Here is a 16,137-nt window from a genome sequence, read left to right on the forward strand (position 1 = left end):
CGCAGAGTACAAAGAAATTTTGACATTCGAAGACAGTAAAACTAAAGAGGAGCACTTGGCGAAATCAATAAAGATAACAAGTACTTCACCAACGCTATAGCAGATCTCAAGGCCGCGGCGAAGGCGTATGAGGAAGGTACGACAGCCCATAAAGCTACGGATTATACAACAGCTTATAAATCAGTTCAAGACGAATTAATAGATACTGGTAAATTAAACGCAGCTACATTTAAGTTCCAAGCAGCAGGTGGAGGCGATTCTGATCTTACCGCGGAGGCTGCATTTAACACAGGTATTATTGACTCTAGTGATACTGATAATCAAAAAATCGACATCAACAAAATCGAGCTAGGCGCTACAGTAAAACTTTCTACAGACGGTATATATGTATATGGCGAAGATGGCAAAAAAACTAGTGCTGTATTAGAAAAAGACAATTACTGGGTAACACCGGATATGTTCAAAACCTTAAGAGAGGCCATGATCGCGGCACAAACAATAGTGGATGAGGCAGCTGCCTTAGAAAACGATTCTGTCGAAGGTTATATCGGTGATGCAAAGTACTTCGATACAGAATATACTAATAGTAACTTAGCCGAAGCGATCAAAGCATTCACACCAACCAAAATTGAGGGTTCTAAAGCTTTCGATGATACTGGCAAAACGCATTGGCTGGCTGAAGCGAAGAAAATTCTCTACGGTGAAAATGGGGAATTTGGCGGAACCGACGCCGATGCGTATGTCAGCGCTGAAAAAGGTGGGGTAGACGTTCTCAAAAAAGCCGCACTAGATGTTATTGCAGCTACAGACGGTGTTGCAGGAATATCAGACGATGAGATCACTGCATTTATGACCGAAGTTCCTAGCGTTACTAATCAATATTTCACCCAAGATTATGCAGATAAATTGCTCGCGGCTATCGATGCGATACCAGCCGATAAAGCTACTGCTGAGCAAGTGGCTACATTGGCTGAGCTCGTGAATGCAAAATCGCAGAACACCGCTATTATCGATCTACAATCTTCAGCCAAAGTTGATCTCTACAATGCTTACGTTACTGCAACTGCGAAACTCAAAGATGCTAACGGTTCAGCTGTGACCACAAGTGGAGTCGCTGGCGCTGATGTTCTTAGCCACGAATATTGGGTTACCCCGGCTGCTAAAGAAAAACTTGATTCTGCTATCGAGGCGGCGGCTATCGAACTCGATAAAACGGCGAACACCTCCGATGTGAGCACCGCGCTTAAAACTCTGACTTCCGCATCTAACGCTTTCGTTCCTAAACCTGGTACGGCTACCGCGGCTAATATCAAAGCTCTCGATCAAGCGAAAGTTGATTTACTCAAAGCTATCAACGCTGCCGCACCTCTTGTTGGATCTAAAATCTATGATGAAGCTGGTAAATTAACATCGGATTCAGGCACCGGCGATGAAATCGTAGTGAGCGATGCGAACGGYACAAATGTAAGCGGCACGACAACAGGAACTAGCCTTATACCAACTRGCGGAACTAAGTGGACTTCTTCTGCAGTAAGAAAAGTTATGACCACCGCTATCGATGATGCGCTCGAGGAGCTCACATCTCCTCAAGCTACTCTTGCAAAACTCGAGGCTGCCATTACCAAAATTACAACTGCTACCGAGACATTCAAGACGACAGCTCAATTCGGTACCAAAGAATCTTATGACAAAATTGTTGCGACACTCAGAAAATATATTTCTTACGTCGAGAACGGTAACTTTGCTTATAAGATAGATACTGATCTTATAATCCAGGTGCCTGCAGTGGAAGATATTTTGGTCAGCTCCGCATTCGGATCCGATGTTCCAGCGAGCGCGTTATGGACCACCGCCACCGCTAAGTCGACTATCRCCAGTGCCGCTACTAAAGCTAACACTTTCGTTGACAAATTTGCTAGCCCTGACACCCCTGATGCGAGAGCAACTCTYGATGTGGCAATCGCGGCTCTCACCGAAATGCAATCCGCGTTCGAGTTATTCTACGGCCGAAACATCAACGGCGATATTAAAGMWGATATTGTTCCAGCGTTATTACTCGGAACTGATGCTATCGAAACGGCGTCTCTACGAGAGGCTATCAATRMGGCCAATAAARCAATCAACAACTTGAAATATCTTCCAGGAGTTGCTGCACCTAGCAATACGTACACCAGCGAAGATGGCCAAACTGGAATGGAATACGGAACTACTGGAGCTGGCGAGATCCACGTTACTGCCAAAGTCRATGGCGTCGACGTACCGGCAAACGCAAAATGGGTTACTTCACTCGACGTTACAAAATATGCCAACGCTGTGACCGCGGCTCAATCCGTTCTCGATAAATTTATGACCGCATCAAACGCAAACGCGACACCTYTGACTACCGCATTAAAAACTCTCGACGCAGCAACTACGGCGTTCGAAGCCGCGACGAAAACCGCTGGATCTCCTAATTCAGAAACTCTCGCATATAGCGCAGCGCTCAAGCAATTGTCCGAAGCTGTRGCTCAGGCATATAGCGTAATCGGCTTAGCTAAAGATGGCGTATCGTCACAAGATGAGTTGGTTCCAGGCCCACTCGATTTATATGCGCAGGTGAAATTGAGTCTCTCAGGAGATGGTGGCGACGTGTCMTCGTTCTACGCGTGGATTCCWCAACTCAACTACACTGCCTTCAAAACTGCGATCGATCGTGCCGCAACAGCAGTTAACACAGCAACGTCAACCACTTTAAATCTGAACAACGAGTACAAACTTTTGAACACCGCCGTGACTACACTCAACAAAGTGATCACCAGCGCGAAAAACTCTGCGGGCCAAAACAATGCGCTTATCGAGCAAGTGGATATCGTCAACGAGCTCATCAAAGCTGCAGAAGCGATCCTTTACGGAGCGGACAGACGCAGTCCAGTTTTCACATCCGCAAATGGCCTAGACGTTCCAACCGACTCCAAATGGCTGCCTGCTACAACGATTACAGCTTTGAAAAATCAAATTACGTTAGCGCAAGCGTCGATCTTCAACACCACAACCGAAACAGTTGGCGAAGCGACAGGCACAGGCAAAACGACCATCGCGGCATTACAAAATATYGTAAAAACATTCACAACTACAGTGCAAACAGCCGAAAAAGCATTGAAAGACGGTAAGCTCGATGCGGAGCTCGAAGCGGCAGATGCGGCGAAAGCAAAAGTGGAGTTAAAAMTATTAATCGACGAGGCAAATCTGTTAACAGAAACTAAAACTAGCGAAGCGCAAGGCACGGACGTGGCAGATAGCTTTAAGTGGGTAACGACAGAAGATGTAGACGGCTTCAAGTACACAGCAGACGGCGATGAAGAATCTGAGGCACCGCTAGTATTTATCGAGGCAGTACTCAARGAAGCGACTACCGCATATGCGACGAAATATACCGAGCCGGGAGCAAATGCGACGTTCACCGTAGCAGCAGCTAAYCTCGAAAGCGCTATCACTCAGTTTACMAATGTAACTGGAAACAAATTACCAAATGGTGGCGCCAATGCGGATGAGGAAGCAATCGGCGGAGCGAACGGTACATTGACATCACTGACTACAGCCAAATCTGTGTTAGCAAATAGCATAGCAACGATGACTGAATATGTAGAATCGATCGTCGAAGTTGATAGCCTTGATAACTTCACTGAAGATGGTGACATATACGAATTGGCAATAGGAACGCTTTACGCACTTACTGATAACATCGAAGTTATGGTGACCGCAATTGAAACAGCTCAAGATGCGATCGACGATCTTGAGGGAACTCCAAACGATGCGAAAAAATTAACCGCGGGCTCAACCGATGGAGCAACAGTTACTGGTGATACAACTAGTACATTATATACTCTAAACGAGGCGTTCAAAACTTTCTCTGGAAAGGCACACGCCAATGGTACAGTAGATGGAGCAGCAAAACCTCAAGTAGTTGCAAAAGCAAAATATGCGGGAACAGCATTAGAGCAAGCGAAAGCAGCAGTAGAGGCACTTATGGCCAACGGCGATGCGCTTCCGATCGTTCCATATACTAGTGCAGAAGCGGCTGCGGCAAAAACTGCGGCGGAAACTTATCTGAAAGAATTAATCGAGGCAGTTATTGAAAATGCATATATCAAGGAAGAAATCACCGTGGCAATAGCAGATACTGCAATTGAAGCTCCGGTAGTTGGAACGTCCGAAGAGCCTGAAGGAACAGTAGGCGAGGGTACAGCAACAATTACGTTGTCAGTTTCAGGAGGATCTGTGGCTGATGTAACAGTGGAAGATTTTGAATTCATCATTGCGACAGAAGCGTATAAGTGGACGATGATAGAGAAGGCAGATGTGTTAACAGCGGCGAGCAGATTGGATTCCGCTAGAGACAGCTTTGTACTCGACGGAACTATTCTCACCGACAAAACTTTAGAGAATGATGACAGAATAACAGCGAATGCAAAACTAGCGGCCGAAGCGATCCATGATCAAGTAACAAAATTGATAGGCAATTCAGAGATAAAGGTTTCCATTATTTCAGCAGATGCGGACGAAGACAATGCAATGGCAACTGGTAATGTTTTCGTGGGCACAGGTGGAACGGTAAACGAAAGCGCGAGCGCGACTGGATGGGCGAATGCATATGAAGAGGATGGCGTATTCGCATTCAACGTAGCATTACAAATTCCTTATACAGCTGGTACTTTCACTCCAGCAATTATTGCGACGATAGCATCTGAGTATGATATCGAGAGTAAAGTTATAGAAGTTCCAAAAGATGACGGAAGCACAGAAACTTTAGATACGTATACAATAATTTTCGACGAACCATTTGAAACAGAGATCACAAAAGCAGAGTGGCCTACTTCAGATACGTCTAATCTAAAGACCGCGGTAGAGAAAATTGAAAAAGCTAGATCTACAACACTTGCAACCCCAGTAGACGGTACCGATCACGCTACAGTTCTTGGTGGAATTTTAACATCGATCACTACGTTAATCGCTAATACTGACATCCAAGTTTATTTAGTATCATCAGAATTTGATGCGGAAGGAGATGAACTGACAGTCGATAACATTTTCGCACCTGCTACTGATCCAGGAACTGATGTAGGTGTAATCGTAGGTACAGCACCAGCTGCAGATGCCTACGAAGATGGAAAATTTAGCTATAATATAGCGTTAAGAATTCCGTATAGTGAAGGTGTAACAATCAGCGAATTGGATAACGTCAAAGAAGTCATCACCGACGGGCATAACGGCGACGAAGACTATAGCAACCATTTCTATACAGTAATCTTCGACGAATCATTCAGCACGAAAGCAACAATACCAGCAAAATCAAGTAGTAATACAAATCAATACGCACCGAAAAACAGTATCGCGAGCAGAATAGTAAATTTCTTTAAGCGTGGGTAAGTAAGAAAGCAGAAAGAAAGCAGGTTGTATCGATAATCCTAACCCGATGCAACCGTCCAAAATACTAAACCATCCTCCGAGGCAGCAATAGCTCGGGGGGCGATAATAGCTCCAGAAGCGACATCAGCTCAGGGGGCGACAGCAACTCAGGAGGCGGCATCAGCTTAGGAAGCGGCATCAGCTCGGGATGAGACATCAGCTCAGGATACGGCATCAGCTTAGGAGGCAACATTAGCTCGGGAGGCTACAATAGCTCAGGAAGCGACATCAGCTTAGGAGGCGATAAGAGCTCGGGAGGCGGCATCAGCTTAGGAGGCGGCATCAGCTTGGGAGGCGGCATCAACTTAGGATGCGACATCAGCTTGGGAAGCGGCAACGACTCGGGAGGTGACATCAGCTCAGGGGGCGACATCAGCTCGGGAGGCGACATCGGCTCAGGGGGCGACATCAACTTAGGATGAGATAATAGCTCGGGATACAACATCAGCTCTGGAGGTGACATCAACTCAAGATGCGGCATCAACTCAGGATGCGACATCAACTCAGGGGGCGACATCAGCTTGGGAAGCGGCATCAACTTAGGATACGATATTAGCTCGGGGCTTGATTACAGAAATGGCAATGATTACCAATACGAAAATAGTATTTTCAATCGGCGACACAGCAACTGAGGATGCGACATCAGCTCGGGAAGCGGCATCAGCTCAGGGGGCGACAGCGGCTCGGGATGCGATATCAGCTCAAGGGGCGACATCAGCTCGGGAAGCGGCAATAGCTCGGGGGGCGACATCAGCTTGGGAAGAGGCATCGGCTCAGGAGGCGGCATCAACTTAGGATGAGATAATAGCTCGGGATGCGACATCAGCTTGGGAAGCGATAATAGCTCGGGATGCGACAATAGCTCGAGAAGCGGCATCAGCTTAGGAGGCGATAAGAGCTCGGGATGCGACATCGGCTCGGGGGGCGACATCAACTCAGGATGCGACATCGGCTTAGGATGAGATAATAGCTCGGGAGGCGGCATCAGCTCAGGATACGGCATCGGCTCGGGAAGCGGCAATAGCTCGGGAGGCGACAATAGCTCGGGATGCGACATCAGCTCGGGAGGCAACAGCGGCTCGGGAAGCGATAATAGCTCGGGAGGCGACAATAGCTCAGGGGGCGACATCAGCTTGGGAAGCGGCATCAGCTCGGGAGGCTACAATAGCTCAGGATGTGGCATCAGCTCGGGGGGCGACATCAACTTAGGATACGATATTAGCTCGGGGCTTGATTATAGAAATGGCAATGATTACCAATACGAAAATAGTATTTTCAATCGGCGACACAGCAACCGAGGAAGCGACATCAGCTCAGGAGGCGACAGCGGCTTAKGAGGTGACAGCGGCTCGGGAAGCGGCATCAACTCAGGGGGCGACAGCGGCTCGGGAGGTGACATCAGCTTGGGAAGCGGCATCGGCTCGGGAAGCGATAAGAGCTCGGGAGGCAACATCGGCTCAGGGGGCGACATCAGCTTGGGAAGCGGCATCAGCTCGGGGGGCGACATCAGCTTAGGGGGCGACATCGGCTCAGGATGCGGCATCAGCTCGGGAGGCGACATCAGCTTAGGAGGCGGCAGCGGCTCGGGAGGCGACAATAGCTTGGGAAGCGACATCAGCTCGGGAGGCGACATCAACTTAGGATGAAACATCGGCTCAGGAAGAGACATCAGCTCGGGAAGCGACATCAGCTCAGGGGGTGACATCAACTTAGGATGAGATAATAGCTCGGGATGCGACATCGGCTCGGGAGGCTACAATAGCTCGGGAAGCGATAATAGCTCGGGAGGCGGCAGTAGCTCAGGATGCGACATCAACTCAGGGGGCGACATCAACTCAGGGAGCGACATCAGCTTAGGAGGCGATAAGAGCTCGGGAGGCAACATCGGCTCGGGATGCGGCATCAGCTCGGGAAGCGACAGCAACTCAGGATGAGATAATAGCTCGGGAGGCTACAATAGCTCAGGATGCGGTAACAGCTCGGGATGCGACATCAGCTCGGGAGGCAGCATCAGCTTGGGAGGCGGCATCAACTCAGGAAGAGACATCAGCTCGGGAGGCTACAATAGCTCAGGGGGCGACATCAGCTTGGGAGGTGGCATCGGCTTAGGAGGTGGCATCAGCTCGGGAGGTGACAGCGGCTCGGGAAGCGACATCAGCTCGGGAAGCGGCATCAGCTTGGGAGGCGACATCAACTCGAGAGGCGACATCAACTCAGGAAGAGACATCAGCTCGGGAAGCGGCATCAGCTTAGGGGGTGACAGCGGCTCAGGATGCGACATCAACTCAGGAAGAGACATCAGCTCGGGAAGCGACATCGGCTCGGGGGGCGGCATCGGCTCGGGAAGCGGCATCGGCTCAGGATGCGACATCAGCTCGGGAGGCGGCAATAGCTCGGGAAGCGGCATCAGCTCGGGAGGCTACAATAGCTCGGGAAGCGGCATCGGCTCAGGATGCGACATCGGCTCAGGATGCGACATCGGCTTAGGAGGCGACATCAGCTTAGGATGAGATAATAGCTTGGGAGGTGGCAGCGGCTCGGGAGGCGATATCAGCTCAGGGGGTGACATCAACTTAGGATGAGATAATAGTTCGGGAGGCTACAATAGCTCGGGAGGCGGCAACAGCTCGGGAGGTGACAATAGCTCGGGAAGCGATAATAGCTCAGGAAGCGGCATCAGCTCGGGAAGCGATAATAGCTCGGGAGGTGACATCAGCTTGGGAAGCGGCATCAACTCAGGAAGCGGCATCGGCTCAGGATGTGACAATAGCTCGGGAAGCGGCATCAACTCAGGAAGCGGCATCAACTCAGGAAGCGGCATCAGCTTAGGAGGCGGCATCAACTCAGGGGGCGACATCAACTCAAGAAGTGACAGTAGCTCGGGAGGCGACATCAGCTCGGGAGGCGATAAGAGCTTGGGAAGCGACATCAACTTAGGATGAGATAATAGCTCGGGAGGCGACATCAGCTTAAGAGGCGACATCGGCTCGGGAAGCGGCATCGGCTTAGGAGGCGACATCAGCTTAGGAGGCGGCATCAGCTTAGGATGAGATAATAGCTCGGGAGGCGACAATAGCTCGGGATGCGACAATAGCTCGGGAAGCGACATCAGCTCGGGATGCGACAATAGCTCGGGATGCGACAATAGCTCGGGAGGCTACAATAGCTCAGGAAGCGATAATAGCTCGGGAAGCGGCATCAGCTTAGGAGGCGACATCGGCTCGGGAGGTGACAGCAACTCAGGAAGAGACATCAGCTCAGGGGGCGACAGCGGCTCGGGAGGCGATAATAGCTCGGGAGGCTACAGCGGCTTAGGATGCGACATCAGCTCGGGATGCGGCAATAGCTCGGGAAGCGACATCGGCTCAGGATACGGCATCGGCTCGGGAGGTGACATCGGCTCGGGAGGCAGCATCAGCTTAGGAGGCGGCATCAGCTCGGGAGGCGACATCGGCTCGGGAGGTGGCATCAGCTCGGGATGCGATAATAGCTCGGGAAGCGATAATAGCTCGGGAAGCGGCATCGGCTCAGGAGGCGGCATCAGCTTAGGAGGCGATAAGAGCTCGGGAGGCGGCAATAGCTCGGGAGGCGGCATCAGCTCGGGAAGCGGCATCGGCTCAGGATGCGACATCAACTCAGGGGGCGACATCAGCTTAGGATACGATATTAGCTCGGGGCTTGATTACAGAAATGGCAATGATTACCAATACGAAAATAGTATTTTCAATCGGCGACACAGCAACTGAGGATGCGACATCAGCTTGGGAGGCGACATCAACTTAGGATGAGATGATAGCTCGGGATACAACATCAACTCGAGAGGCGACAGCGGCTCGGGAGGCAACATCGGCTCGGGAAGCGACATCGGCTCAGGATGCGACATCAACTCGGGAAGCGGCATCAACTCAGGATGCGACATCAGTTTGGGAAGCGGCATCAGCTTAGGAGGCGATAAGAGCTCGGGAGGCGACATCGGCTCAGGGGGCGGCAGCAGCTCGGGAGGCAGCATCAGCTTAGGATGAGATAATAGCTCGGGAAGCGACATCAACTTAGGATGCGACATCAACTTAGGGGGCGACATCAGCTCGGGAGGCGGCATCAGCTCGGGAAGCGACATCGGCTCAGGAGGTGGCATCAGCTCGGGATGCGACATCAGCTCGGGATGCGACAATAGCTCAGGGGGCGGCAGCAACTTAGGATGAGATAATAGCTCGGGATGCGACAATAGCTCGGGAGGCGATAAGAGCTCGGGAGGTGACAGCGGCTTGGGATGCGACATCGGCTTAGGATGCGGCATCAGCTCGGGAGGCGACAGCAACTTAGGATGAGATAATAGCTCGGGAAGCGGCATCAACTCAGGATGAGATAATAGCTCGGGAAGCGACATCAACTTAGGATGAAACATCGGCTCAGGAAGAGACATCAGCTCGGGATGCGACAATAGCTCGGGAAGCGGCATCAACTTAGGATGAGATAATAGCTTGGGAAGCGACATCGGCTCAGGGGGCGACATCGGCTCGGGAGGTGACATCAACTTAGGATGAGATAATAGCTCGGGAAGCGGCATCAGCTTAGGGGGCGACATCAACTTAGGATGAAACATCGGCTCAGGAAGAGACATCAGCTCGGGAAGCGACATCAGCTCAGGGGGTGACATCAACTTAGGATGAAACATCAGCTTAGGAGGCGGCATCGGCTCAGGAGGCGGCATCAGCTCGGGAAGCGGCATCAGCTCGGGAAGCGGCATCAGCTTAGGAGGCGATAATAGCTCGGGACTTAGTTATGAAAATGGCAATGATTACCAATACGAAAATACTACTTTCAATCGACTACACAACGACGAATACATATGATGATTTGACTTTGAATGAAACGGCGACTGTATCGGCCGCGGATGATACAGAATTATGGCTCTCGTTATTCTTGCCATAGTGATGTACTTTGTGTTTGTATTGCTATGGCTTTTTTAATTTTCTTGATGCGGATGGCATCAGTTTGTTCTATTTGAAAAGGAGATGACTTTATGTCTTTATTAAAAAAATATCGTAAACAAATGGCTTTTACTTTATTGGCTACCGGCGCTATTACTATCGCACCTATTGATGCTTTTGGAACTACTCCGTCGTACCCAACTGGTTCTATTGGGAAGTTAATTGCGGATGCAACTAAAACAGTCGACGGCGTCAGTACAATTACCGATAATATAATCGGCTATATTGCAGATTTCCCAGATGAGGTAGATGTAGAGATAGATGACTTAGCGATCGACGCTAACTTAAATGCTGCACTAAGGTTTACCGAGTTGCATATTTCTGACATATTAGGTTTGGAGTTTTCTAAAGATCAAGGGTATATTGATTTGCTAGAGGACGATGACAATGTGTTTTCCGAGTTGAAAAAAATGCTTAGCACCACAACTATTTCTAAATCTGCTAATCCTGGATTGGTGGAACACCTCAAGTCTCTCACAACAATAATTGAGGACACTACGGATAATGTGAAGAAACTGAAGATTGAAGTGGGCGCAGGTTCGGAATACAAAACTTTGATCGATACGCTAAAAGCTGAGATTCATTACGTTGATGCTCATATGGATTTCTCTGAGTTTGCTTCAGTGAATGCGGCTACTGCAAGTGAAAAACCATTCGATTTTGGAGACAACACCAAAACTGTAAATGGTAGTACTTCGACAACGGCGGTATCAATTGCGATTAGTAAAGACGGCTCAGATGTATCCGAAAACAATTACTGGGTAACGCAGGAAACTTATAATGCATTGAAGTCTGCTCTCGATGATGCTGTTGAAACTTTGATGAATGTATACAAAGATACCACAATTCTCTCTGATCCAAAAGCTGGATTCGGTGTGGCGGTGCAATTATTAGATTCTCCAGATGCTGAAACTTCAGCATTCTCAACTTTTGCTTTTGATAATAAATTCAAAAATGAGGTAAGTGATATTAATGGTGCTCCATTAGCATCTACTGCAAAAGCTATAGCGTTGCTACCAGATGAGACTGTCTACAAAATTGAACAGATGCTTGGCACCAAGGAGAATCACACAACCGCTGAAAATATTGATGAAACCATCGCGGCATTAGAAGATGCATATGGCGAATATCTTGCAGCTGAAAAAGGTTCAGCCGAACTTGCTGATCCAGATACATTTGCGTTAGACACCAAAATCGCCTTGGCGATGACGGGATTGAAATCTGACGTGGTTATTGGTGGAACCATCCCTGCTGTACCTACCTTTGGAACTTCCACCACGGGGATTATATATGTATACACTGATGCTGATGGAAAGGCTGTAGCAAAATCAGAGGCCACTACTATCGCGGCACACTCTAGTTCGGATACTCTGCCGGATACTCTGAGTGTAGATGCAAATGTGATGGGATTCGATGATGACTCTACATTCTTTATCGCTCCAGTAGTAACTGATGATCCATATGATCTTGTAACTGAGAATTTTGAATTAGATGGCGTAACAGTAAATGGAGACGTTCCTCTTAAGTACATCACCAAGGCGGAAGCAAATGCAAAATTTAAAGCTGTAAAAGCAATGGTTGATGAGATGAAACTTTATGATGGTAAAGATATTACAGAAAATGGCGGAGAAGCTGGTGTTGATACTGAAGCCGAATATAAAGCATACCGTGCAGAAATCAGTGCGGGAGTTTCAGCGGCGGCTAAAAATGATTATGATGCGGATACCAAAATCACTCTTGTAGCCGAGAAGATGGCGGCGTTTGGGGAAGAAATGGTAGAATTTGCTAAAATGGGCACTGGTGCGGAGCAGAAAAATGTGGCAAATACATTAGGGCAATACTTAGCTCACCTCGGCTATACTACTTGGGATGATACTGATAAGATATACAAACCAGTAACGATAGATGGAACTAATCCTGTGTTCGTTAACCAAAAAGCTGTGGGTACAGATAATTCTGGTACAAAAGTTGTGGCCAAAGATTCAACGGAAATTGGCGATATCAAGATTAATCTTGACACTACTTCAATAACTGCCAAAACGGACTTCTTTAATATTTCAACTAATGGCGTAGATATTCCTGAAGCACAGTCTTGGGTAACTGTAGAAGAACACAATGCCCTTGCCGCAGTATTATTGAGTGCTCATGAATTACTTACAGAGAATACTAAAGCTGACGATAATGGAATTATTACTCCAGTCGCAATACCGAAGTTAGAAGCAAAAATCGAAGAGGTGAAAGCGGCAATTGAGGCATATGATGCGGCCGCTAAAGAGGGTCTCCAGGACAACTTCGAAGAAGAGGTTAAGAAGATCTATGATGCATTAGGTAAAATAAAGACATATATATACCTTCCTTCATTTAACATTGAAGAGATTAGCGCACAACTCATTCCTGTTATTTCCGATCAAAGACATATGGAGGAAACATCAGTTACTAGCAAAACTGTATTATCAAACGAAGGTATTTTCGCTATCACTCGTGAAGTATTCACCGAGGCACCTGCCGGATTTACATTATTGAAGGGTAACACGAAATCTGATGCATATAGCGATATCCAGAATCAAAAACTTATCGATACGAATACTATCGAGAGCTACGTAACTCCAGCGGATCTTGATGCATTGTTTGCAGCAATCGACCCAGTAGCGTTGTTGGTTAGCAATGATACTATCGCTCCAGGGGGAGTTATAGTAGACGTTCACTCTGATGTGATCAAGAATGCGGAAGATCTATACGACGACTTAGTTGCTAAATACTTAAATGGCGAAATCGAAGCAATAGTCAATAAAATTGAAACAGCGGTGGGAGTTTTCGAAGATGCTAAGAAGGAAGTTGTGTCATATACCACTCAAAGAGATCTTCTAGTTGGAGCTATAGATGCTGATATGGAAGATTCTACCAAGCCAGAAGCCGCAGATGGCTCAATTAGAGATCTAATCCGCAAGGATACTGATGGAACAGTTTATATAGATCCAGATTCAAAAGATCTTATGGTATCAAAAGATGGTGGCTATACATTTGTGAAATACACCCCTATTGACGGTAGTAATCCTGGCAAGTGGGAGACTGTTGATGAAGCTCCAGAGAAATGGGTTGATGAAGCGACGCTATCGGCATATAACTTAGCAATTGTGGCCGCTGAGAAAGTTGTTGAAGATAGTGTGATCGAAGCTTATCTTGTAGTAGCAGGAAGCGCAACTCCATCTGATGATACGAAAGCAGGTACCGCAACTCCATTCGATCCAGACTCTACGACGCCATATGCCGAATTAAAGCTCAACGAAGATGTTCTAGCAAATATATTGTCAGCGGCGGCGAATGGTGAAGATTACTTCGAAGAAGCGAAAAAAGAACTCGATGCAGCTAAGGAGGCTTTCGAGAAGGCAGCTAAAGAGCCAGTAAAAACAGAGGCTGTTGAAGCAAAATTAGAGGAATTCAAAACGGCTCTTGAGGAGCTATACACCATTGAAGCGGCAGAGGCAGCAGATGAAAGTTCACGTGATAATCTTGGATATGTGGCGGCGGGCACAGCTGATGACACCAAAGTAACTGTAGCTAAATTTGTGAATAATAATGGTACTCCAGAAGACGATGCTGACGATACAATAATTGGATACTTCCCAGCTAACATCTACGTAAGTGACGATACCACTGGCGTAATTAACTCTGTTACAGACAAGGCATACGGGTTGAATAAGACTGGTGCGACTGATGGTTCGGCTCCTAAGAAGTATGTAAATACTAGAGTATCCAAGAACTTTATCGAGGCCGTTCAAGCAGCAGAAGAAGTAAAAACCAAGAGCCTTGCGGACCTCAACAAATTGATTACTTCGAATGGCAAATACTTCGATAACATTATAGCTAAGTTGACAGCAGAGAAAGTGAAATTTGATGAGGCATCCAAAGCGTATATCGATATAACAGCTTTCAACACAGCCGCAACTGCTGCTCAAGCTTTAATTGGCGCCGGAACAGAATTAAGCGATAAATTCACATTCACAGATGCCGCTGGTGACGAGTTCGCAAAAGGAGATTTATTCGCAGGACTAACAATTGCTAATGGCAAAGTAGATTTAACGACAGAAATTACATTGGGAGCTACATTAGTATTCTCACTTGATGGTATTTATGAATGCGATGAGAATGGCGTAGCATCTGAGGAAAAACTTGAAACAGGTACTACAACACACTGGGTAACTCCAACGATGTTCAAAAATCTCAAAGACGCTATCATCGAAGCACAGGAATTAGTCAATTTGGCAACTGATCTTAACGAAGATATAGTATACGAATATGCTAATACCATAAATACCCTCAATACAATCGAAGCCGGCCTCGCTGCAACAGGAGATACTGATGCAGATAAGGCTCTTAAAGCGGCTGGTGCAGCAGCAGTAGGGGATCTTGAGCTTTCAGCAGAAAATGAAGAAAACCTCATAATTGCATTCGGCGATGATGCAACTGAAGATCAAAAAACGGAAGCTACCAATATTGTAGGAAAATTAAAATCTGACTACTTTACAAGTCAAATAGATTTCACTAAAGTTGTGACGGAGTTCGTACCAACTACAATAGAGGCTGTTGATGAAGCTGCAGCTGGTGACTGGATTGCGAAGGCGAAAGTAATTATCTATGGAGCTGACGGAGTAGCTGGCGGTGCTGTAGATAATAGTGGTGATGCCCCTATTGACAATAGAGATGCGTTAGTCAGCGAGCTACCAGGTGGATTCGATGTTCTTACGCTAGCCGCTCTTACAGCAGCTGACACGGAGGAAAAGGATGGCGATGGCAAAATTATTTATGGCCTATCTATGATCGAGATCGAAGAGGCATTTGGTGACGCTGTATACTTTGAGAAAACATACATCGATGCGTTGAAAGCGGCGATAAAAGTAGTAGAAGATGCGGGCGAAGACGTAGAAGCCGAAGCAGTAGAAGCACTTGCATTGTTAGTAAATCAAGCACCGAAAGAAGTTAAAGATGTAGAAATCGAGAATAACGCGAAAATCGATCTATACAATAGTTACGTGAATACCGAGGCTCTATTAATGAAAGACGGCAAAGAAGTTGTAGCCAGCGACAACAAAGGTGCTTCAACAGCTACAGACACATATTGGGTAACATCCGCACAATTAAATGGTTTGAAGGCAGCGTTGACGAACACCGAAAAATTATTAAACAATACAACCACCACCGCAAAAGCATCTGCCATATTTAATAAAAATCTTGTTGCACAACTTACAACTAACGCGCGTCTTGGAGCGGCGTTCAAGCCATCACCAGGCACCGCAAATCCAGATGAGCTGACTAAACTTAATGCAGCCAAGGCCGAATTATTAGCACGAATAAATTACGCGACAGTTTTGATAGGCCAAAAAGCATATTTGGAAGACGGGACTCAAGATGAAAATGCCGTAATTATAGATGAAGGCAGAATCGTTGTCAGTACAGCATTCGGAACCGATGTATCTGGAGAAGATAAAGACGGCAATTTAATTCCAGATTCTGGAGATCGCTGGACATCGCAAGCGGCGCTCAATGCAGCGACGACAGCTGTCAAGGCCGCTGTTAATGCATATAAGCATACATTAGCAACTGAAACATCGTTAGACAAAGCGCAACTGATACTTAATAATAGCATCGCCAACTTCGAGAGAACCGCTCAATACGGAGCGAAAGAATTATACGCATCAGTGGC

12 protein-coding genes and 1 pseudogene are annotated in these 16,137 nt (G+C 47.3%); 3 read left to right on the plus strand and 10 right to left on the minus strand.

Features of this window, described 5'->3' with window-relative positions; genetic code table 11:
- Positions 1-480: 480 nt before the first annotated feature.
- Positions 481-5,406 carry a hypothetical protein gene (locus EPU_RS10035; RefSeq protein WP_029488350.1) on the plus strand — a complete coding sequence of 1,642 codons (4,926 nt, stop codon included), beginning with the start codon at positions 481-483 and terminating at the stop codon, positions 5,404-5,406.
- 64 nt (positions 5,407-5,470) lie between these two features.
- Here EPU_RS10035 and EPU_RS13670 read toward each other — a convergent pair whose 3' ends face one another.
- From EPU_RS13670 to EPU_RS14195, 10 genes are all read right to left on the minus strand, one after another.
- Positions 5,471-5,638: a hypothetical protein gene (locus tag EPU_RS13670; RefSeq protein WP_156778428.1), complete on the minus strand. Its 168-nt coding sequence runs from the start codon at positions 5,636-5,638 to the stop codon at positions 5,471-5,473.
- A gap of 12 nt (positions 5,639-5,650) precedes the next feature.
- Positions 5,651-5,980 (minus strand): hypothetical protein, encoded by a 330-nt coding sequence (locus EPU_RS13675; protein ID WP_156778429.1) that lies wholly within the window; start codon positions 5,978-5,980, stop codon positions 5,651-5,653.
- A 51-nt stretch (positions 5,981-6,031) separates the two neighbouring features.
- On the minus strand, positions 6,032-6,592 hold the full coding sequence (locus tag EPU_RS13680; RefSeq protein ID WP_156778430.1) for a hypothetical protein: 561 nt from the start codon (positions 6,590-6,592) through the stop codon (positions 6,032-6,034).
- Positions 6,593-6,697: 105 nt separating this feature from the next.
- A complete protein-coding gene (locus EPU_RS13685) occupies positions 6,698-7,186 on the minus strand; it encodes a hypothetical protein (RefSeq protein WP_156778431.1) in 489 nt (162 codons plus the stop codon).
- 12 nt (positions 7,187-7,198) lie between these two features.
- Positions 7,199-7,348: a hypothetical protein gene (locus EPU_RS13690; protein ID WP_156778432.1), complete on the minus strand. Its 150-nt coding sequence runs from the start codon at positions 7,346-7,348 to the stop codon at positions 7,199-7,201.
- Positions 7,349-7,504: 156 nt separating this feature from the next.
- The gene (locus EPU_RS13695; protein WP_198006420.1) at positions 7,505-7,852 is read right to left on the minus strand and encodes a hypothetical protein; all 348 of its coding nucleotides are present in this window, start codon (positions 7,850-7,852) and stop codon (positions 7,505-7,507) included.
- A gap of 12 nt (positions 7,853-7,864) precedes the next feature.
- On the minus strand, positions 7,865-8,014 hold the full coding sequence (locus EPU_RS13700; protein ID WP_156778359.1) for a hypothetical protein: 150 nt from the start codon (positions 8,012-8,014) through the stop codon (positions 7,865-7,867).
- Positions 8,015-8,044: 30 nt separating this feature from the next.
- Positions 8,045-8,590, minus strand: coding sequence for a hypothetical protein (locus EPU_RS13705; RefSeq protein ID WP_156778360.1), 546 nt, complete (start codon positions 8,588-8,590; stop codon positions 8,045-8,047).
- A 156-nt stretch (positions 8,591-8,746) separates the two neighbouring features.
- On the minus strand, positions 8,747-9,094 hold the full coding sequence (locus tag EPU_RS10065) for a hypothetical protein (RefSeq protein ID WP_156778361.1): 348 nt from the start codon (positions 9,092-9,094) through the stop codon (positions 8,747-8,749).
- A 51-nt stretch (positions 9,095-9,145) separates the two neighbouring features.
- Positions 9,146-10,192 carry a hypothetical protein gene (locus EPU_RS14195; protein WP_029488352.1) on the minus strand — a complete coding sequence of 349 codons (1,047 nt, stop codon included), beginning with the start codon at positions 10,190-10,192 and terminating at the stop codon, positions 9,146-9,148.
- 35 nt (positions 10,193-10,227) lie between these two features.
- Between EPU_RS14195 and EPU_RS13715 the strand changes: the two genes are divergently transcribed.
- On the plus strand, positions 10,228-10,377 hold the full coding sequence (locus tag EPU_RS13715; RefSeq protein ID WP_010169017.1) for a hypothetical protein: 150 nt from the start codon (positions 10,228-10,230) through the stop codon (positions 10,375-10,377).
- A 91-nt stretch (positions 10,378-10,468) separates the two neighbouring features.
- Positions 10,469-16,137, plus strand: a pseudogene (locus EPU_RS12290) (hypothetical protein); the annotation flags it as partial.

Source organism: Candidatus Epulonipiscium viviparus (assembly GCF_000171335.1).
Lineage (GTDB): Bacteria > Bacillota > Clostridia > Lachnospirales > Cellulosilyticaceae > Epulonipiscioides > Epulonipiscioides viviparus.

What these genes read in the sequence shown, in the direction of transcription:
- EPU_RS13670 (WP_156778428.1), bottom strand. Translation starts at nt 5,638, where the DNA reads ATGTTGCCTCCTAAGCTGATGCCGTATCCTGAGCTGATGTCTCATCCC.
- EPU_RS13675 (WP_156778429.1), bottom strand. Translation starts at nt 5,980, where the DNA reads ATGCCGCTTCCCAAGCTGATGTCGCCCCCTGAGTTGATGTCGCATCCT.
- EPU_RS13680 (WP_156778430.1), bottom strand. Translation starts at nt 6,592, where the DNA reads ATGCCGCTTCCCAAGCTGATGTCGCCCCCTGAGCTATTGTCGCCTCCC.
- EPU_RS13690 (WP_156778432.1), bottom strand. Translation starts at nt 7,348, where the DNA reads ATGCCGCATCCCGAGCCGATGTTGCCTCCCGAGCTCTTATCGCCTCCT.
- EPU_RS13695 (WP_198006420.1), bottom strand. Translation starts at nt 7,852, where the DNA reads ATGCCGCTTCCCGAGCTATTGCCGCCTCCCGAGCTGATGTCGCATCCT.
- EPU_RS13700 (WP_156778359.1), bottom strand. Translation starts at nt 8,014, where the DNA reads ATGTCACCCCCTGAGCTGATATCGCCTCCCGAGCCGCTGCCACCTCCC.
- EPU_RS10065 (WP_156778361.1), bottom strand. Translation starts at nt 9,094, where the DNA reads ATGTCGCCCCCTGAGTTGATGTCGCATCCTGAGCCGATGCCGCTTCCC.
- EPU_RS14195 (WP_029488352.1), bottom strand. Translation starts at nt 10,192, where the DNA reads ATGCCGCTTCCCGAGCTGATGCCGCTTCCCGAGCTGATGCCGCCTCCT.
- EPU_RS13715 (WP_010169017.1), top strand. Translation starts at nt 10,228, where the DNA reads ATGAAAATGGCAATGATTACCAATACGAAAATACTACTTTCAATCGAC.